Annotated in this window: 16 protein-coding genes and 1 pseudogene; 10 read left to right on the plus strand and 7 right to left on the minus strand. The window is 43.9% G+C overall.

Annotated elements, in window-relative coordinates; genetic code table 11:
- Positions 1-313: 313 nt before the first annotated feature.
- Complete coding sequence (locus tag ABFW99_RS02430; RefSeq protein WP_349354266.1) at positions 314-961, plus strand: SDR family oxidoreductase; 648 nt, start codon at positions 314-316, stop codon at positions 959-961.
- Between the two features lie 89 nt (positions 962-1,050).
- Here ABFW99_RS02430 and azu read toward each other — a convergent pair whose 3' ends face one another.
- Complete coding sequence (gene azu / locus ABFW99_RS02435; protein WP_349354265.1) at positions 1,051-1,491, minus strand: azurin; 441 nt, start codon at positions 1,489-1,491, stop codon at positions 1,051-1,053.
- A gap of 396 nt (positions 1,492-1,887) precedes the next feature.
- Between azu and ABFW99_RS02440 the strand changes: the two genes are divergently transcribed.
- The 7 genes and pseudogenes from ABFW99_RS02440 to ABFW99_RS02470 all read left to right on the plus strand — a co-directional run bounded on the left by ABFW99_RS02440 (position 1,888) and on the right by ABFW99_RS02470 (position 8,603).
- Complete coding sequence (locus tag ABFW99_RS02440; protein WP_349354264.1) at positions 1,888-2,505, plus strand: TetR/AcrR family transcriptional regulator; 618 nt, start codon at positions 1,888-1,890, stop codon at positions 2,503-2,505.
- Positions 2,502-3,767 carry a TolC family protein gene (locus tag ABFW99_RS02445; RefSeq protein WP_349354263.1) on the plus strand — a complete coding sequence of 422 codons (1,266 nt, stop codon included), beginning with the start codon at positions 2,502-2,504 and terminating at the stop codon, positions 3,765-3,767. The genes ABFW99_RS02440 and ABFW99_RS02445 overlap by 4 nt, the downstream gene beginning before the upstream one ends.
- Positions 3,768-3,789: 22 nt before the next feature.
- Positions 3,790-4,689: an HlyD family secretion protein gene (locus ABFW99_RS02450; protein ID WP_349354262.1), complete on the plus strand. Its 900-nt coding sequence runs from the start codon at positions 3,790-3,792 to the stop codon at positions 4,687-4,689.
- Positions 4,690-4,711: 22 nt separating this feature from the next.
- Positions 4,712-5,635 (plus strand): ABC transporter ATP-binding protein, encoded by a 924-nt coding sequence (locus tag ABFW99_RS02455; protein ID WP_349354261.1) that lies wholly within the window; start codon positions 4,712-4,714, stop codon positions 5,633-5,635.
- Complete coding sequence (locus ABFW99_RS02460; RefSeq protein WP_349354260.1) at positions 5,628-6,371, plus strand: ABC transporter ATP-binding protein; 744 nt, start codon at positions 5,628-5,630, stop codon at positions 6,369-6,371. The genes ABFW99_RS02455 and ABFW99_RS02460 overlap by 8 nt, the downstream gene beginning before the upstream one ends.
- Before the next feature lie 89 nt (positions 6,372-6,460).
- Positions 6,461-7,476, plus strand: a pseudogene (locus ABFW99_RS02465) (ABC transporter permease).
- Positions 7,473-8,603, plus strand: a complete 1,131-nt coding sequence (locus ABFW99_RS02470; RefSeq protein ID WP_349354257.1) for an ABC transporter permease — start codon at positions 7,473-7,475, stop codon at positions 8,601-8,603. The pseudogene ABFW99_RS02465 and the gene ABFW99_RS02470 overlap by 4 nt, the downstream one beginning before the upstream one ends.
- A gap of 46 nt (positions 8,604-8,649) precedes the next feature.
- Here the strand turns inward: ABFW99_RS02470 and ABFW99_RS02475 are convergent, their stop codons facing one another.
- A complete protein-coding gene (locus ABFW99_RS02475; protein WP_349354256.1) occupies positions 8,650-9,345 on the minus strand; it encodes a TIGR04283 family arsenosugar biosynthesis glycosyltransferase in 696 nt (231 codons plus the stop codon).
- A gap of 86 nt (positions 9,346-9,431) precedes the next feature.
- Here ABFW99_RS02475 and ABFW99_RS02480 point away from each other — a divergent pair, with 86 nt between their 5' ends.
- On the plus strand, positions 9,432-10,247 hold the full coding sequence (locus ABFW99_RS02480) for a DUF547 domain-containing protein (RefSeq protein ID WP_440707412.1): 816 nt from the start codon (positions 9,432-9,434) through the stop codon (positions 10,245-10,247).
- Here ABFW99_RS02480 and ABFW99_RS02485 read toward each other — a convergent pair whose 3' ends face one another.
- The 4 genes from ABFW99_RS02485 to ABFW99_RS02500 form a co-directional block, all read right to left on the minus strand.
- Positions 10,248-11,324: a BamA/TamA family outer membrane protein gene (locus tag ABFW99_RS02485; RefSeq protein WP_349354253.1), complete on the minus strand. Its 1,077-nt coding sequence runs from the start codon at positions 11,322-11,324 to the stop codon at positions 10,248-10,250.
- Positions 11,325-11,346: 22 nt separating this feature from the next.
- Positions 11,347-12,549, minus strand: a complete 1,203-nt coding sequence (locus tag ABFW99_RS02490; protein ID WP_349354252.1) for a GAF domain-containing sensor histidine kinase — start codon at positions 12,547-12,549, stop codon at positions 11,347-11,349.
- A gap of 14 nt (positions 12,550-12,563) precedes the next feature.
- Entirely contained in the window at positions 12,564-13,457 is an 894-nt protein-coding gene (locus ABFW99_RS02495) for an SMP-30/gluconolactonase/LRE family protein (RefSeq protein WP_349354251.1), read from the minus strand.
- Between the two features lie 81 nt (positions 13,458-13,538).
- The gene (locus ABFW99_RS02500; protein WP_349354250.1) at positions 13,539-14,225 is read right to left on the minus strand and encodes a hypothetical protein; all 687 of its coding nucleotides are present in this window, start codon (positions 14,223-14,225) and stop codon (positions 13,539-13,541) included.
- A gap of 373 nt (positions 14,226-14,598) precedes the next feature.
- On the opposite strand from ABFW99_RS02500, the gene ABFW99_RS02505 reads away from it, so the two are divergent.
- Positions 14,599-16,404 carry a DEAD/DEAH box helicase gene (locus ABFW99_RS02505; protein WP_349354249.1) on the plus strand — a complete coding sequence of 602 codons (1,806 nt, stop codon included), beginning with the start codon at positions 14,599-14,601 and terminating at the stop codon, positions 16,402-16,404.
- 139 nt (positions 16,405-16,543) lie between these two features.
- Here the strand turns inward: ABFW99_RS02505 and ABFW99_RS02510 are convergent, their stop codons facing one another.
- Positions 16,544-18,547 (minus strand): ATP-binding response regulator, encoded by a 2,004-nt coding sequence (locus ABFW99_RS02510; RefSeq protein WP_349354248.1) that lies wholly within the window; start codon positions 18,545-18,547, stop codon positions 16,544-16,546.
- Positions 18,548-18,604: the final 57 nt, after the last annotated feature.

Genomic DNA, 18,604 nt, shown 5'->3' on the forward strand with positions numbered 1-18,604 from the left:
GAAGAGCTATAAAAAAAGGGGCATGCCAGACTAATGCTTCCCCTGTACAAGCGGAGTTTATCTGCATCGTTTTGTTGGGAAAACAACGAGTGACAAGCAGGTTGTTGAACAACGTAAAATGCTACTGGTGAAGCAGAAATGTCTTCTATACGTGAAGCAGGAGCTTCCAAAAGGCGTTCCGAACGTGGACGTTCGGAACGAGTACAAATGAGGACTACAATAAAAAGGGGGTGGGCGGACCGGACTAACGTGCCCGAAACGAAAAGGGATTCACAGTCATTTACCTTACTGACATTCAATTCAAAAAAAGAGAATGAAGGTATTAGTAATAGGAGCAAACGGACAAATAGGAAGCAGGTTGGTACATCAATTGAATGACGCCGGACATAATCCGGTGGCGATGGTCCGGAAAGAGGAACAAGTTGAGCAGTTTAAAGAGCATGGAATAGACACGGTTCTGGCAGATCTGGAAGAAGATTTCAGCCATGCTTATGAGAACATAGATGCGGTGGTGTTTTCAGCCGGTTCCGGTGGACACACCCCGAAATCTCAGACTAAGGTCATTGACCGGGATGGTGCCATCAAAGCCATTGATGAGGCAGAAGAATCGGGTGTTAAGCGATTCATTATGGTGAGTGCGCTCAAGGCCAATCGTGACCCGGAAACATGGTCGGAAACCATGGAGCATTACTACGATGCCAAGGCCAAAGCCGATGAATATCTCAGAAATTCCGATCTCAACTACACGGTGCTGATGCCGGGCCGGCTGACTAATGAGACTGGTACAGGTAAAGTAGAATTGAAGGAGCGGATTGAGGACATAGATACCAAAACCATAACCCGTGATGATGTGGCCTCGGTTATTGTGGAATTGCTGGATGAGGAACAAAGCTCAGGAAAAAGCCTGGAGCTGCTTCAGGGTGAGAGGTCAATCAAACAAGCCATTTCCGACCTGAGCTAAAGTTAGCAGATAGAAAAACCCCGGATAGCGATCAGAAATCCGGGGTCTAGGGTATAATACGAGTAGTTTTAGAAATGCTGAATAACTACTTATTCTACAATTAGTTTACCTTTCATAAGCGCGTAGTGGCCGGGGAAGCTGCAAATGTAATCGTAGGTTCCGGCTTCCGGAGCTGTAAACTCGATGGTAGTTTCCTGTCCGCCACCAATCAGTTTGGTGTGTACAATTACATCTTCGGTGCCTTCCGGGATGTACTCGTTGCCAGCTGCTTTGGAAGCTGCTGATCCGAATGCCTGAATGTCAACGCCTTGCTTAAGCAGAACCCAGTTGTGGCCCATAGCTGCTTTTGGAAGTTTTCCAACATGCTTCAGGGTTAATACAACAGTCTGTCCTGCTTCTACTTTGATTTCACTTAAATCGAATTGCATTCGGTCGTTACTCTCGATGGTTACTTCCACCTTATCCTGAGCTTGTACCGTTGTAGTAAATGCAAAAGCAAAAATTGCTAATAAAGAAAATAGAGTTCTCATGGTATTCGTCTGTTTTATTAGTTGCGGTACCAAAGTGTGGTTACCGACCTGTTTTAATTTTGTTGATCAAAAACTAACCATGCATTGTGAATATTTTGTGAAGGTGAGGAGAATAGTTTAATCCCGATTTTGCTTAAATCAATTGAAGCATTTTTTGGTTCTATTCAGTCAATACTTCTGAAATACAAATGAATGCAATTTTCGCGCGGCTTTCCCATCAAAAAGAGATTAGAATTTCTACCCCTGATCAGATTTAGACACTGAAATAAAATTCTATCCGGCTGTTTTTAATTGAATAACAAAATCGGGAAATACTTCAACCGTAAAGTTTAACCACATGGTTGATAAAGTGCTTTTTCAGGTGTAGATTTGATGCAGAATCAATCAAATACAGATATGACTGACAGAGAAAAGGACACAGAAGAACTGATTTTTGAAGCTGCATCCCGCGTTTTCCAAAAGGATGGCTATGCCGGCGCCCGCATGCAGCAAATTGCGGATGAGGCTAATATCAATAAGTCGATGCTTCATTATTACTATCGCAGTAAAGACAAATTATTTCGGGCGGTTTTTCAACAGCAACTGGCACACTTTTTTCCCACCATATTCGAACTTTTAGGTTCAGAGCTTACTCTGGATAAGAAGGTGCCCAGGCTGATTGATGCCTATTACAACTTCCTGCAAGACAATCCTAAAGTAGTGCAGTTTATCATACAGGAAATGAATAATCATCCGGGTGAATTTCGAAAATTTATGAGCGAAAGGAATATTCAACCACCTGAAAGTTTTGCTGATCAGATAAAGAAAGAAGTTGAAGCCGGCAATATGGATCCGGTTGAGCCGCGGCAATTACTAATCAGCATGGTCGGGTTGATTCTGTTTCCCTTCATAGCCCAGATGATGGTAAAAACGGTTTTTGACCTGAAAGAACAGGAGTACATCAAATTTCTTAAAGACCGGAAATGGTTTCTTACTGATTTTATACTGAATGCCATTAATTATAGAAAGCCATGAATACGCTACTCGCTTCTTTGCTGATATTTACTTTTGTGTATCAAAATGCTCCGGAGGATTCTATTTCTCTGAACTACTGCTATCAACAGGCTGAAGCACACTATCCCGTGGCGAAGAATGTGGCACTTCAGGAACAGATAGCAGAGCTGAATATCCGTATAGCCAACACCGGGTATTACCCACAGGTTTCTTTCAAAAGCAAGGCAACTTATCAATCGGAAGTAACCGAATTCGGATTACCGGGAGGAGGTCCGCCTCCGGTTAGTAAAGATCAGTATGAAGCAGCTATTCAGGTGAACCAGAATATTTATTCCGGTGGTGCAGTTGGCATTCGAAAAGATCTGGAACGCACCCGGGGAATGCACCAGGTACTTTCAACCAAAGTAGAACTTCACCAGGTAAGGGCTCAAATCGATCAGGTGTACTTTGGGATTTTGCTTTCTAAACAGCAGATGGAAGCTACGAAATTGATGTTCTCGGAATTAGACGAACGTCTTAAAAGTGTTCGATCCAAAGTAGAAAATGGGGTTCTGTTGAAAAGTCAGCAGTTGATCCTGGAAGCGGGACTTATCAAAGCAAAGCAGGATTCGGCAAACATCATGGCAAATATAAAATCAGGGTACCACGTGCTGGGTGAGTTGATAGGGGAAGAGCTGGATGCATCCACTAAACTGACGCTTCCCGATCCGGTTTCTGAAGGAGAAATAACTGATGTAGAAAGACCGGAAATGGCCCTTTTTGAAAATTCTGTAAAGGCATTGGAGCAGCAAAAGAAATTGGCTCAAACCGGAAAAATCCCACGTATTTCGGCATTTGGAACCGCTGCTTTTGGACGTCCCGGACTAAACTTCCTGAACGATGACTTCCATGATTACTACATGATAGGCCTGCGTTTAAACTGGAATTTGATGGACTTCCTGAATGCTGATGAGCAGAAAGAAGTGCTGAATATCCGGCAGAAAACCATCAGGCAAAACGAAGAGTCATTTACCCTTCAGCTTCAGACCCAATTGAGCAGCATTGAGGAGCGAATCGAAGCCATTAAAGAGAACATTATCCGTGATAAAGAAATCATTGAAATCAGGGAGCAGGTGGTAGCTGAAAGTTCCAATCAGTTTGAGAATGGGGTGATTACGGCAACAGAATACATCACCGAGCTAACCAATGCCAACCGGGCCCGGCTTTCTTTACTTACAAATGAAATCAAATTAGTTCAGGCCAGGGCTGAATACCAAACCGTTTTGGGATTAGATCGCGAATAGAAATTTTAACGACAGGAAGGTTATGAAACAGAAGAAAATATACACATCCCTTATTCCAATGGCGGCCTTGCTTTTTTTAGTGGTCGGATGCAGTCAGGAGCAAACGTCAGAAGCCTATGGGCAGTTTGAAGCGGAGGAAGTTACCGTGTCGGTCGAAACCACAGGAATACTTAAAAGTTTCACTGTGCAGGAGGGTATGAAACTCGAAGAAGGTCAAAAAGCAGGACAGGTAGATTCAACTCAGCTGGCTCTTCGAAAAGATGAGCTGTTAGCTTCAGTGGCTTCCATCCGGACAAATATTGCAAAACTGGAGGCACAAGCCGATGTGTATCGGGAGCAGCTGAATACAGCTCAGAAAGATCTGCAACGCTTCACCAACCTGAAACAAAACGATGCCGCTACACAGCAGCAGATCGATCAGGCACAGGGACAGGTAAATGTGCTGAAAAAACAGATTAATTCAGTGGAAGTACAAAAGCAATCGGTTTACGCAGAGCTGCAAACAATGAAAGCCCGGATAGCTCAGGTAGAAGATCAGATAAATAAGACGCGGATTATAAACCCGGTATCAGGCACGGTGCTTTCAAGCTTTGCGGAGCGGGGGGAGTTAGTTACAACCGGTAAGCCTCTTTATGAAATAGCCAATTTGGAGGAAATGATCTTAAGGGTGTATGTATCGGGTGCGCAATTACCGAATGTGATTCTGGGTAAGCAGGCAGAGGTATTCATTGACAAAAATGCGGAGGAGAATGAATCGCTTACGGGTGTGGTAAGGTGGATTGCCTCCGAAGCGGAGTTCACGCCAAGAATGATTCAAACCAAAGAAGAACGCGTGACGCAGGTGTATGCGGTGGAGGTTACCGTTCCAAACCCGGATGGCAAGTTGAAAATTGGTATGCCGGGAGAAGTCAACTTTCAATGAAGAAAGGTCAGGATTGAATAGTGTGGTTAACATATCATCGGTTTCGAAGTGGTTTGGGAAAGTCCGGGCTTTGAAGGAGGTTTCTTTTGAGGTGAAACAAGGAGAGTTATTTGGAGTGATAGGTCCGGATGGTGCCGGCAAAACTACGCTGTTCCGGATTATAAACACTTTGCTCGTTCCCGATGAAGGATCTGCCATGGTACTGGATAGAAATGCAGTGAAGGATTACAAGCAAATCAGGCCACAGTTAGGGTATATGCCCGGCCGGTTTTCTCTGTATCAGGATTTAACGGTGGAGGAGAATCTGAAATTCTTCGCCTCTGTTTTTGGAACTACTATTGATGAGAATTATGAACTGGTAAAGCCTATTTACAGTCAGCTCGAAAAATTTAAAACCCGGTTGGCAGGAGATTTGTCCGGCGGGATGAAGCAAAAACTGGCATTGAGTTGTGCGCTCATTCATAAGCCGGAGTTATTGCTTTTGGATGAGCCGACTACCGGAGTGGATGCCGTTTCCCGAAAAGAATTCTGGGAAATGCTGCAGATGCTGAAAAAAGAGGGAATCACCATTATCGTATCCACACCCTATATGGACGAGGCGGACTTGTGCGAAAGAGTGGCGCTGATTCAGGAGGGGGAGATTCTGCAAATTGATACTCCACAAGCTATCGTAGATTCATTTGAACGCACGTTGCTGGGAATCAAAGCAGCCAACACCTATGCGTTACTCAATGCTCTTAAATCATATTCTCAGGCACATTCGGTACAGCCCTTTGGTGAGTACGTCCATTATACCGAAAAAACCGGTTCACCCAATTTGGTGGCACTAAAAACCTATTTGTTTGACCGGGGATTAGAACAGGTTGAGATCAAGCCCATCAAGCCAAATATTGAGGACAGCTTTATGGAGCTGATGCAAGCCAAAGGTGAGGAAGCCCATGCCTGATCCGGCCATCCAAACCAAAAACCTGACCCGGAAATTCGGTGATTTCACAGCGGTTGATAACATCACTTTTGAAGTGGAACAGGGAGAGATATTCGGGTTTTTGGGAGCCAACGGAGCAGGAAAAACGACAGCCATGCTTATGCTTACCGGACTGCTTATTCCAACTTCGGGCAATGCATGGGTGTCGGGCAAGGATGTTTACCGACAGGCAGAAGCCATCAAGAAAAACATCGGGTACATGAGCCAAAAGTTTTCGCTGTATGATGATCTAACTTCCGAAGAAAACATCCGGTTTTACGGGGGCATTTACGGGATCCCTGATAAAGAACTAAACAGCAAAATTGATGCGGTAATCAACTCACTTGGACTGAAAGATGTACGGAATAAGCTGGTCCGCTCCTTGCCCTTAGGCTGGAAGCAGAAACTGGCTTTTTCCATAGCCATACTCCACAATCCCAGTATTGTGTTTCTGGATGAGCCTACCGGCGGAGTGGATCCGGTAACGAGGCGACAGTTCTGGGAAAAGATATACGAGGTTTCGGATCAGGGAATTACGGTTTTTGTGACAACCCATTATATGGACGAGGCGGAGTATTGCGATCGTATCTCTATTATGGTGGACGGGCGGATGGATGCCATCGGTTCACCCCGCGAACTAAAAGCTAATTTCGAATCAGGTTCTATTGAGGATGTGTTTATAAAGCTGGCTCGCGGTGCCAAGAGGGGGGAAGGATGAATGCATTTTCCGGCTTTGTGATTAAGGAGTTTAAGCAAATATACCGTGATAAGCGTACGCTAACTGTGCTGTTCGGGATGCCTGTCATCATGCTGATCCTGTTTGGTTTTGCAATCCGAAATGAAGTAACCAACGCTGAGATCGGGATTCTGGATCTATCGAAAGATGAAGTGACCCGAACCCTCACCCAAAAACTGGAAGCCTCGGCATCGTTTGAAGTTCGGGCCTATCTGCAAAGCTATGAGGAAGTGGAAGGGCTGTTCAGAGAGGGTAATATTAAAGAAGTAGTAGTTTTGAACCGAACTTCAAAGAGAAGTTAGTCGGGGAACAAAAAGCTCAGGTGCAGGTGATTACCGATGCCACCGACCCAAATCTTGCAAACCTGGTGCAATCTTACACGGCCAATATCATTCGGGATTATGTGGGGGAGTTAAATGATAACGGAGATATACGAAAAGCCGGACTAAACCCCCAGGTCCGGATGATGTACAATCCCGAACTGAGAAGTGTAAATCTGTTCGTGCCCGGGTTGATAGCCGTAATACTGATGCTTATTTCCGCCCTCATGACCTCCATCTCCATCACCCGAGAAAAGGAGATGGGGAATATGGAAATATTGCTGGTCTCTCCGCTTAAGCCCCGACACATAATTATTGGTAAAGTATTACCCTACCTGGTGCTTTCGGTGGTGAATGTAATCACCATTTTGGTGCTGGCCCGGTTTGTTTTTCAGGTTCCGTTTCAGGGTTCGTATTTCCTGTTCTTTATGGAGTCGATCTTATTCATTTTAACAGCTCTGGCGCTGGGGGTATTCATTTCATCGGCCGCCAATAATCAGCAAACGGCGATGATGGTTTCTCTGGCAGGCTTACTGCTTCCAACGGTGTTACTGTCGGGCTTCATTTTTCCCGTTTCAAGTATGCCCCTTCCGCTTCAGTGGATTTCACATATCATCCCCGCCAAATGGTTTCTGATTATCGTAAGAGACATCATGCTGAAAGGATCCGAGTTTTTATTTATCTGGAAAGAGACGCTTATCCTTGGGGGAATCACCGTATTCTTTATGGCTCTGAGTATGAAAAAGTTCAAGGTGAGGCTGCAATGAGTATCATCCGGGTTTTACTTCGCAAAGAGTTCCTGCAGATTTTCCGAAACAAGGCGATGTTGCCTATCCTTTTTGTGATGCCGGTGGTTCAGTTGCTGGTTCTTTCCTTTGCTGCAACCTATGAACTGAAAGAGGTTGACTTTGCCCTGATTGACAGGGATCAATCTGAACTTTCCAGAGAGTTAACGGCGAAATTTCAGGCTTCGGGCTACTTCACCCTTAAGCTGGAAACCTTTGACCGGGAAGAAGCGCTTGATGCTATGAATGCCGGACTGGTTAAGATGATCATTCACATTCCTTCTGATTTCGGAAAGGATGCCTCAACCGGAAAGCAGGCAGATCTGCAGCTGATTATTGATGCTGTGGACGGCAGCACGGCCGGACTCATTCAATCATACAGTGCTTCTATCCTGAATGATCTGAATACCGAAGTTTTGACTAAGCTAAACATTGAACAGGCAGGCCAGCAGATTACACAAGCCAAATCAATTAACATCAACCCTCAAAACTGGTACAACCCGGACCTGGATTACATCACCTATATGGTGCCGGGAATTTTAGTGGTTCTTGTTTCCATGATCGGTGTTTTTTTATCGGGGATGAATATAGTCCGGGAGCAGGAGATCGGAACCATTGAACAGCTGAATGTAACGCCCATCCGCAAATACCAGTTTATGATTGGGAAGCTGCTTCCTTTCTGGGTAATTGGAATGGTAGACTTACTCATTGGCCTGGCCCTGGCCCGCTATGGATTTCAGATTCCTTTTTTGGGTAGTCTTACCACGGTCTTAGTAGTTGCCGGCATTTTTTTGATTGTTATCCAATCGTTGGGACTTCTTATTTCTACCATGACTCACACCCAGCAGCAAGCCATGTTCATTGCCTGGTTTGTGATGGTCATTTTTATTTTGATGGGTGGATTATTTACCCCGATTGAAAGCATGCCCGAATGGGCTCAAAACCTGACGTTAGCAAACCCGGTAGCTTATTTCATTAAGATTATGCGAATGGTGTTACTGAAAGGAGCAGGGTGGAAAGAAATACAGTTTATGGTTTACACGCTAATAGGGATGGGAAGTGTACTGTTACTGATTTCCATCAATCGCTACAAGAAAACGACGGGCTGATGCCCGGATATTGAATAATGAACATTCAATGTTCAAAATCACGTGCTCAATCAAACTTGGGATGGACGATCAGGTTTTTGTAGGCATGAACCATGGTTTCCTGGGATAAACCGGCGAAGTACATCATAAAGATAACCAGGTTGGCGAAGTTCACCCGAAAGTACCCATTGTGATCGTATTTACGGGCGGAGACGGTGGCGTTCTTGGGGATAATCCGAAACCCGGCACGAGACTGAATTTTCTGGATCAAATCGTAATCCTCCATAATCATAAAATCTTCCCGAAAGCCTCCTAAACCGACAAATAAATCTTTTTTGATAAACAGGGTTTGATCCCCGCCCCGGCACATCAAACGGTTAAAACGGGTGCAGTAGGCATTGATTTTTAAAAGGGGATGGTTCGTATCAAACCGGTAGCGGTAACAACCGGATTCATAGCCATTGGATAAAGCTTCTTCAATATCATCCCGAAAAGAGGAAGGCGGAACAGTATCGGCATGAACAAAGTAGAGGACTTTACCGGAGGATTGTTCGGCCCCAAAATTCATTTGTGCAGCCCGGCCTTTCCTCGGCGATTTCAGGCAGGTAAACCCATTTTCCTCAACGATATTTATCGTTTTGTCGGAGCTGCCTCCATCCACAACAAACAATTCATCGGAAGGGTCTATAGCATTGTTCAAGTGAACCAATAAATCCAAAATGGAGTTTTCTTCGTTATATGTAGGGACAATGATGCTCAGCATTTCACAGTAAGATTAATCGGCTTTAGATAGTCAATACGATGTGTTGGGTTCTGCAGATGTTTTTAATATTCAAAAAGAATAACAAAATGAAGAATATAATTATTAGTGTTTTATTAGTGGCCGGAATTTTGGCCTCTGTTAATGTTCAGGCTCAGGATGAAATGTTGGCAGATTCCGTGAACCTTGATGTGATGACTTACGCTGAACTTTCCGAGCAGTTGATTGAGAATCTCAGACAAGGCAAATCAACAAAAGCCATTCAGGATAAACTGGCGAATGTTTCCGAGAAAGAATTAAAGGAAAGCCTGGATTCGGAAGGGGAACGGAAGGCATTTTGGCTGAATGTGTATAACGCCTATGTGCAAATCATTTTGACGGAAGATCCGGAGTTGTTTAAGGATCGGGATTCGGTATTTGGGTACAACTTCTTTTCATCACCCCAGATTACCATAGCAGGTAAAGACGTTAGCTTTGATGATATCGAGCACGGCATCATCCGAAGATCCAAAGTTAAAATTTCGGGTGGCTATGCCAGCAATCCCTTTCCGGGTGGATATGAAAAGAAATTCCGGTGGGATGAAGTTGACGCCCGCATTCACTTTGCGCTTAATTGTGGGGCTGCGGCCTGTCCTTATATCGCTGCCTTCGATCCGGATCGGGTGAACGAGCAGCTGGATATCACCACAAAACAATACCTGGAAAAAACAACGGACTATTATCCGGAAGAAAACAGGGTAGTCGTAAATAAACTGATGAGCTGGTTCCGTGCTGACTTTGGAGGAAAAAGCGGAGCTGTACAAATGCTTAAAGATTATGAAATCATCCCTCAGGATGCCGATCCCTCCGTTGAATTTAAAGAATACGACTGGACGCTGGAGCTGGGTAACTATAAAGATATCTGATTAAAAGGCTTCGCCGATGGTGAGCACAAAACCGCTTACCCCCGGGCCGAAGCCGGCATCGAGCCGAATGTTAACCTTGCGGTTTTTATCAATCATGTAGCGTAATCCGGGACCAAGGGTCCATTTCAGGTTTGTTAAAGGGAAATCAGAGAGGTTCGGGGCTACATTACCTACCGAAGCAAAGGCAACAACGCCAAACCTTTTGTATATAGGCACCCGATACTCTGCCTGAGTAGTCAGGTACACCTTATCGCGATAACGCCCCTCCAAATAACCACGCATTTGTTTTGGTCCGCCCAGCAGCGCCAGCTTCTGAAACGGCACGTTGCCACCGGTAAATTTGCTCACAAAATTAAACCCGAGGGTTTGATCGTAAGCGTTGGTATGGAAAGTTCGGACATCCAATGAAAGCTGGAAGAAGTCATAATCGCTCCCGGTCCAGGACTGATCTATGAGTCCCTGAAGTTCCAGGTAGCTGCCGCTTGTAGAATAGAAAATGTTATCGCGGTTATCGTAAACGGAGGAAATACCTATGCCGGAATGAGTGCCACCTGATGTTCCTGTTGGGTTATTGGTATCCAGTAAGCCTCCGGATTGAATGGTAGTTATATCGTAACGGTCGTACCAATAGCTTATCCCGGTGTAAATACTTTTGCTGACCTTACGAAGCGCATTTATCTGAACGCGTGGAAAGTTAACCCGATAAGTTTCTTCGTTACTTTCAGGAGTGTTTCTGCCTATTCCATAATATTTGTAGGTATATCGATAGTATCCGATTTCTCCATCCAGCCGCCAGTTATTTTGTTTAAGGTAAAGCTCGTACGGGAAGTAAAGAAGGAGCTGCTTTTCCAGGGTATAGGCTGCCCCGAAGTTGATTTGAGATGGTTTTCCATCGTTTAGATTACTTTGAAAGTCGAACGTAAAAATGCCCAGCCCGCCAAAAGCAAAGCTGGTTTCTTCGGTATAGAATACAACCGGAAATCCCCGCAAAGAAGTATTCTCAACCTGGGCGGTTAAGGGTTTTGATATCAAAGAGAATGCAAAACCAATAAGTATAAAAACTGTACGATTTCGCATTCATTATCTCATTTACCGGTTATTAAAGAGGGATGTTTACGGTGATTTCCGTTCCCTGATTCTTTTTGGATTCAATCAAAAGGGAACCATTTATAGATTCAATCAGGTGCTTTGCCAGTTTGAATCCAAAACCAAAGCCCCGCTCGCTCCCCGTTCCCTGTGTTGAACGTCCGCGGTTGCTCATAATCTCACCTATTTGCGCATCGGTCATTCCCACACCACTGTCTCTGATTACAGCAATAAGCTCTAAATCCGGCTTTTTAATATCCAGGTTCACCACTACAGTTCCATTTTTCGGAGTGAATTTGATAGCGTTGGAAATCAGATTTCCGAATATCTGGAGTAATTTATGCTTTGGGAAAGTGAGTCCCTGATGGCCATTGTTAATCACTACTTTATAGTCAATGGACTTATTCAGCGCCTGTGGGGCATACAAGTCTTCCAGCTTCTTCTGTAAAATTTCGAGGGTAAGCTGGTTTTTGAGGAGTTTTGTTTGATCTGATTGATCTTCATAGGTACTTAAAATCTCATCCGCCAAATCCAGCACCGATCGTCCTCCTTTATTGATCAGCTCCAAGAGCTGCATAAATTCTTCCATTTTGCTTTCTTCAGCCTGATCGCGCAGGATTTCAGCTATCCCGATAATACCACCAATCGGCCCGCGAATATCATGGCTCACTTTACGCTGTATTTCCTTAAGCTCATCCACATTGTGGCGCATCAATTTAAGCTTTTGCTCATACTCGATGCGCGTAATCACCTCATTGGCAATAATTTTCAGAAACGATTCTTTCTCAGGAGAAAGATCACGCTCATTGGTGTCCATTACACACATAGCCCCGATTCGGTAACCATCAGGAGTTTTGAGTGGAACACCGTAATAGTACCTTATATGTGGGGCGTTTTTCACATAGTCTTTATCCCTGAAGCGCTCATCTTCGGTCATGTCCTCCACCTCGAGAGAATCATCATCAAGTACTACGTACTGACAAACGGTATCTTCACGAGGAGTTTGAAGTACATCAAGTCCCACTTTCGAAACCGTCCACTGGGTGGTTGTATCCAACAGGTTGATGAGTGAAATGGGAGTCCCTGCCACGTGAGCTGCGAGCCGGGTTAAATCATCCAATTTCCCGTGAATTTCCGAATAGTCAATGTCATATTCGGATAGCTTGAGCGCCCGCTCAAATTCATTTTCCGGGATCAGAGCTGAAGTGTCAGACATAAAGTGTTAAAAGCCTATTTTTTTGAAAGATTCCAAATATCTACACGATCTAATGCAATATACGGAACCGCTATGTGATTCAGATTGGTGTTAATTCCAATATCGGCCGGTCGCCCGGTGGTTTTGATCAGGATCCTGCTTTTGGTTCCATCAAAATAACGGATGCTGGAATCCTGCTGGCTGGCGGCTAATAAATTTGACTGTAAAAATTCGATTCCATCAAAATAACCACCTTCCAGGGTTGCATATTCGTCCAAATCACCCGAAGCGTTGAAAGTACGGAAGATTTGATCGCCGCCCCACGGCGCCAAAACAAATTGCCCATTATCAGGATTCAGTGTGATGCCATTAGGAGCCTCCGGCAACGAATCCAGGTAAATAGAAGGGGTGTTATCTTCAACTATAAAAACACGATTGGTGCCGGTGTCTGTAACAAAAAGCGTTCCTTCGGAATTAGCAGTCACGTCATTCAAAAAACCGATTTCAAATTCCGTGAAATCGATAAAACCCGTTTGTTCACCTGTTGATTTATCGAAACCGTGAACCCCCAGTACATCGGCAGCCCAAAGAGTGTTTTCTACGATGAACATACCTCGCGGGGCATGGAGCGGGGCTTCAGCTGTGCCGGTCATGAATTTGAGATTCAGGATATTTCCCTTTGCATCTGCTTTGGTGATAAATCCGGTGGAGTCCTGCGTGTTCCCACCGCCGGTAAAATTTGAAATGAAATAGACATTCTGCTCAGGTTCGTATCGAACGGCCTCAGGGCCATCCAGTCCGGCAATGGTAAAAAAGATATCTGTAGAATCCTGAACGGTTTTCCAGGCAATTTGATCCGTTTTTGTTTCCTTAGTTGTACAGGAAACAAGAAGGACGGTAAGCAACATTATTAAATTAAGGCGCATCATAGAATCTATTAGGTTAAAGTTCACCCGAATGGTAGCGTGCATATAAGTGGAATGCCAAACCAAGGAAATGAAGATACTCTTTTATGAATTGAATACGGATATATCTCTTATCTCAAAATAATCTTCCTGATCAACATCGGTATTAATTACGATACCTCCTATTAATAAGAGCGGGCTGTTTCCGAGGTTTTCGATACAGGCTGAAATAATATCGTTGAGTTCTCTCTTTATTTGATTGTAAGCAATTCCGGTAACTTTTTTGATTTGATCATCCGACTTCTTGATGTCTTCAAAATTCTCAATCAGCAGCTTATTTACCTGCCCCTGTTGGTAGTCGTCATGAGAAATCATCAATATATTTCCATCTATAACGTTTTGAAGGCCGGCAATCAGGGATCCACAGCAAGCAGTGTGTTCAGCCTGACCTTCCCGCAGTATTTCACCGGGGTTGCCATTTTTCGAGATCCCGATGTGGGGTCCGAAGATAATAACAGCACCACCATCATCTGGTATGTGGCTGGCAAAAGCACGAAATCCGGTTTTACCGGTAAAAGGAATTCCCGAAATACCACCAAACCGAAAGGGGCCGTGAGCGGCAAAATGACGACTCATCCTATCCAGTGAATTGTTGACTTCATCACTGCAAACTGAGGTTCCCCAAATACACTGTTCGGGACGCATACCATATTTTTCTATCTCTTTGAGAATGGTTTTTTCAACTAAAGAAAAGGGTTCTGCCCCGGAATAGTGCCTGGTGATGTGCTGCATGCTTATGGAGTTCAATTCATGAATTGGGGCTTTAATCTAACTATAACACGGCACATTGTATAGAGGGATTCATTCGGATGCATTAATTTTGCCAAACTTAAAATGGGACAGAAAATTAATTGGGTGAAATCTCATAACAGAAGGTTTTTATGTGTATCTTGGGGGCTTACTGAATTTGTGAGTTCGCGATAAGACTGGAACAACCCGGTTTTCGAAAAGAAAACCTTTCAGGTTTATAGAACCTTGCTGGCCTTTATGAATCAAGCAGTCGTGCTTGCCTCTTGTCATTAGCTCACCTTACCATATAATGATTCCGGGCAAGATCAACGCGCAGCACAAATTTCTTTGTACGGGATAAAACTGAATATAATTTATGTCATCGTTCAAAGAACTGGGCTTATCGCCCGAAATATGCCAGGCTGTAGAAGATCTTGGTTTTGAAACCCCAACTGAAGTGCAGTCCAGGGCTATCCCTACGATTCTGGCTTCCCAGCGCGACCTGATTGCGCTTGCCCAAACCGGAACGGGTAAAACCGGTGCTTTTGGTATGCCTGTGCTTCAACAGGTTGATGCCAACTCAAACAATGTGCAGGTATTGGTGCTGTCACCCACCCGCGAATTGGCCATTCAAATTGCCAAAGACTTGAAGTCTTTTGCCAAACATCAAAAAGGAATTAAAACGGTAGCCGTGTATGGCGGAGCAAACATTTCCACCCAAATCCGTGCACTGAATAACGGATGCCAGGTAGTGATCGGGACTCCGGGCAGAATGCTGGACCTGATTCGCCGACGTAAACTGGACGTAACCAACGTTCGTTCTCTGGTACTTGATGAGGCTGATGAGATGCTGAACATGGGTTTTCAGGATGATCTGGATGCCATTTTAGCCGATACTCCAAAAGGGAAACAAACACTGCTTTTTTCTGCTACCATGCCGAAGCAAATTTCCAAAATGGCGCGGAAATACATGAACAATCCGGAAGAGATTGAAGTAAACGCCCGAAACTCCGGCGCCCTTAATGTGGAACACCATTACTACATGGTTCACTCCAAAGACCGCTACGATGCTCTTAAACGAATTGTGGATGTAAACCCGGATATTTACGGGATTATATTTTGCCGTACACGAAGAGAAACTTCCGATATAGCAGCGAGTCTTGCCAAAGACGGCTATGATGTGGATTGGTTAAACGGAGATCTATCTCAGGCACAACGTGATGATGTGATGAACCGGTTTCGTACCAAAGAACTACAATTGCTGGTAGCTACCGATGTGGCCGCTCGTGGTCTTGATGTAGATAATTTGACTCATGTCATCAACTACAACCTTCCGGACGATCTGGAAGTATATATTCACCGAAGTGGCCGTACAGGCCGTGCAGGAAACAGTGGTATTGCCGTTTCCATTATTCATACCCGGGAAATGGGCAGAATTCGGGCACTGCAGAAAATGTCGGGTAAAGACTTCATCAAGCAGGATGTTCCAAAAGGGGAAGAAGTATGCGGTGTGCGCATGATGGATATGGTTGACAAGCTGAAGGCTACCGAAGTAAACGAAAAGCAGATCGAGAAATACTTACCCCAGGTATATGAGAAATTATCTGATCTTGGCTGGCAGGAGCTGATTCAGCATTTTGTTTCTATGGAGTTCAACCAGATTCTGGAATATTACCAGGAAGCAGGTGATATCAATGCCTCAGCCGGAAGATCTAAAAACAATAATAATCGTAAGAACTCTTCCCGCAAAAAGAATGGCAGAAGTAATTCCGGTGGAAGCGGAAGACATGCTGAAGAGGGCTTTACCCGCTATTTCCTGAATGTTGGTAACCGTGACGGATTAAATCCGGCCCGCTTGATGGGAGTTGTAAACGAACAACTGAATGGTAAGAAGCCGAATTTCGGTAAGATCGATATTCAGAATAACTTTTCTTTCTTTGAAGTGGAAGAAGGTTTTGATGCAAAACTATTTGACGCTGTGAACGGAACTCAGTTTGAAGGCCGTGATCTTTCCGTTGAATTGGCTAAGCCCGATACTAACGGATCTGCATCCGGTTCCGGCAATGGAAAAGGTGGTTCTAAGTCCAGGAAAGGAAACCGAAAATCAAAAGGTGAGGAGCCTTTTTCGAAATCAAAGGGTGGAAAAATCAAGAAAAAGCGTAGCCCGGAAGTTTACGCTTAAAGATAAAAGAAGCAGATAAAATTAAAGCACAAATCCGGAAACGGGTTTGTGCTTTATTTATAATTGATTTGAGATCGGAGGTTTGGAATCTTCGCAGGGCATTTAGAATCAGAGTAGCGAATAGTAAAAGCAGAGATTCTTACCCAATTTTCTCAAGTATGTTCTCCAATAACTTCCGGTAGCTGTTTACATTTTTTTGGACAACAGCGTCCGCTTTTCTTAATAATTCTTCTTCTTCGGCAAGGGTTAAGCTTTTACCTGAATAAATAATAACGGGAATATCTTTAAGCTGTTCATCTGTTTTAAGTTTATCCAAAACTTCTTTTCCATCGGCGTCCGGCAGATACATATCAAGAATAATACAGTCCACTATTTCAGATTGAAGTATTTTGTAAGCTTCTTCGGCCGATTCTGCCGTAATACACTTGTTAATACTGAAGCCTAAAAATTCTTTTAAGGCCATATTGTGAATGCTGCTGTCGTCCACTAATAAAACGGTGCTCTGGGATTTTTCAGTTTCCTTTTCCGGGATTTCCACCGGCTTGCTCTCGATATCAGGTTTGATCTCTATTCTAAGCTTGCCTTTTTCAGCTTGCTGTGCAAGCTCATCGCTACTGTCGGATGGAAGGAACAGGGTGAAGCAGCTGCCTTTACCGGGCTCGCTCTCAAGTGTGATTTTACCGCCTAAAAGGTGAGCTATTTCTTTAGAGATGGCCAGCCCGAGTCCGGTTCCTCCAAATCTTTTTTCAGTGGAAGAGCCCTCTGCTTGCATGTAACTCTCAAAAATGTGCTTTTGTTTTTCTGCAGGGATGCCTATGCCGGAATCTTTTACTCTAAAGGCGATCATATTTACTGTTCTGTTCTTCTGGCTGCCATTAGATTTAAAAACCTCAAGACGGATTTGTCCTTTTTCCGTGAATTTAATGGCATTGGATATCAGATTATTTAAAACCTGATCCAACCTGAGCCGGTCGGTTTTAAGGTGCTGGTTTTGGATGCCATTAACGGTACACTCAAAGGCAAGGTTTTTCTCACGGGCAATGGGTTTGAATAAACGCTCAGCCCGGTCACAAATATCAGATATTTCCACTTCTTCAAGCCGGACGTCAATTTTCCCGGCTTCAATTTTGGACAGGTCAAGAACCTCATTCAGGAGTTCAAGCACGCTGTTGTTGGAGTGATAAATAGTATGTAAGTATTCAAGCTGATCATCTTTCAGATTCTCATAGCGGTTTTCTTTCAGGATATTGGTAAGCAGCAGGGTAGAGTTAAGGATGGTTCGCATTTCATGGCTTACATTGGCATAGAATTGCGATTTGTACTTATTATTTAACTCCAGCTCCCGGGTTTTTTGTTTTTGCTTTTCTATGATTTTAGCATCTTCGACTTGTCGGGAGATGTCAAAACTGATTCCCATTAAAAGTTGGCGGGTGTCTTCCTGTGTTACTTCAACATGAATTTCGACTGGATAGGTGGATCCGTCTTTTCTCTTGCGGTCGAACTGAAAGGTGGTGGAACTTTCTTCTCCACGATATAGTGGAGCTATTTCTTCAAAAACACTTCTTAAATCATGCTGAGCAATTACATCTTTTGCAGAAAGACCATAAAGCTCCTCTTCAGTATACCCTAAATTATCCAGAAGCGTATCGTTGGCATAAATAACCTTAAGGCTCATGGGATCCATTAAGAAAATTTCGTTGGTGCTTTTGGTCAGGATCCGATCAAAAATCTGATTCTTCGTAGCCGTTTGCGTGTATTTTCTCTGTTTGCGCAGGTTCCTGATTTCCTTAGCCACCACGGGGAGCAATCGGTCCGGGTTGTCTTTAGCTACATAGTCTTGCACGCCTGCAGCCATGGCATCGTACAGAACATCATTCTTAATTTCAGATCCTATCAACACAAGGGGGGTGATAAATTCTTGTTGATCCAGGATTTCAAGAATAGTGGACAGGTCGAGATCTTCTTTATCAAGATCAACAAAAATAAGATCCCACTTATGGGCTTTAAGTAATAATCCCAAACTATCAAGACCATTCTGGGAAAAAGGAATGGCAGAGAAATCCGATTGGTGCAATCTGTTCTTGATCTCTTGATTTGACTGCTCTGTATCCTCAATAAATAAAATTGAAATAAAGTCTTTCATACAACAAACTACTGCACAAATTTGATGGCACTCTAACAAAATTATTGGCACCTAAAT

The organism is Gracilimonas sp. BCB1 (assembly GCF_040117685.2).
Classification (GTDB): Bacteria; Bacteroidota; Rhodothermia; order Balneolales; family Balneolaceae; genus Gracilimonas.

Coding starts and splice junctions, on each gene's coding strand:
- ABFW99_RS02430 (WP_349354266.1), top strand. CDS start 314: ATGAAGGTATTAGTAATAGGAGCAAACGGACAAATAGGAAGCAGGTTG.
- azu (WP_349354265.1), bottom strand. CDS start 1,491: ATGAGAACTCTATTTTCTTTATTAGCAATTTTTGCTTTTGCATTTACT.
- ABFW99_RS02440 (WP_349354264.1), top strand. CDS start 1,888: ATGACTGACAGAGAAAAGGACACAGAAGAACTGATTTTTGAAGCTGCA.
- ABFW99_RS02445 (WP_349354263.1), top strand. CDS start 2,502: ATGAATACGCTACTCGCTTCTTTGCTGATATTTACTTTTGTGTATCAA.
- ABFW99_RS02450 (WP_349354262.1), top strand. CDS start 3,790: ATGAAACAGAAGAAAATATACACATCCCTTATTCCAATGGCGGCCTTG.
- ABFW99_RS02460 (WP_349354260.1), top strand. CDS start 5,628: ATGCCTGATCCGGCCATCCAAACCAAAAACCTGACCCGGAAATTCGGT.
- ABFW99_RS02470 (WP_349354257.1), top strand. CDS start 7,473: ATGAGTATCATCCGGGTTTTACTTCGCAAAGAGTTCCTGCAGATTTTC.
- ABFW99_RS02475 (WP_349354256.1), bottom strand. CDS start 9,345: ATGCTGAGCATCATTGTCCCTACATATAACGAAGAAAACTCCATTTTG.
- ABFW99_RS02480 (WP_440707412.1), top strand. CDS start 9,432: ATGAAGAATATAATTATTAGTGTTTTATTAGTGGCCGGAATTTTGGCC.
- ABFW99_RS02485 (WP_349354253.1), bottom strand. CDS start 11,324: ATGCGAAATCGTACAGTTTTTATACTTATTGGTTTTGCATTCTCTTTG.
- ABFW99_RS02490 (WP_349354252.1), bottom strand. CDS start 12,549: ATGTCTGACACTTCAGCTCTGATCCCGGAAAATGAATTTGAGCGGGCG.
- ABFW99_RS02495 (WP_349354251.1), bottom strand. CDS start 13,457: ATGATGCGCCTTAATTTAATAATGTTGCTTACCGTCCTTCTTGTTTCC.
- ABFW99_RS02500 (WP_349354250.1), bottom strand. CDS start 14,225: ATGCAGCACATCACCAGGCACTATTCCGGGGCAGAACCCTTTTCTTTA.
- ABFW99_RS02505 (WP_349354249.1), top strand. CDS start 14,599: ATGTCATCGTTCAAAGAACTGGGCTTATCGCCCGAAATATGCCAGGCT.
- ABFW99_RS02510 (WP_349354248.1), bottom strand. CDS start 18,547: ATGAAAGACTTTATTTCAATTTTATTTATTGAGGATACAGAGCAGTCA.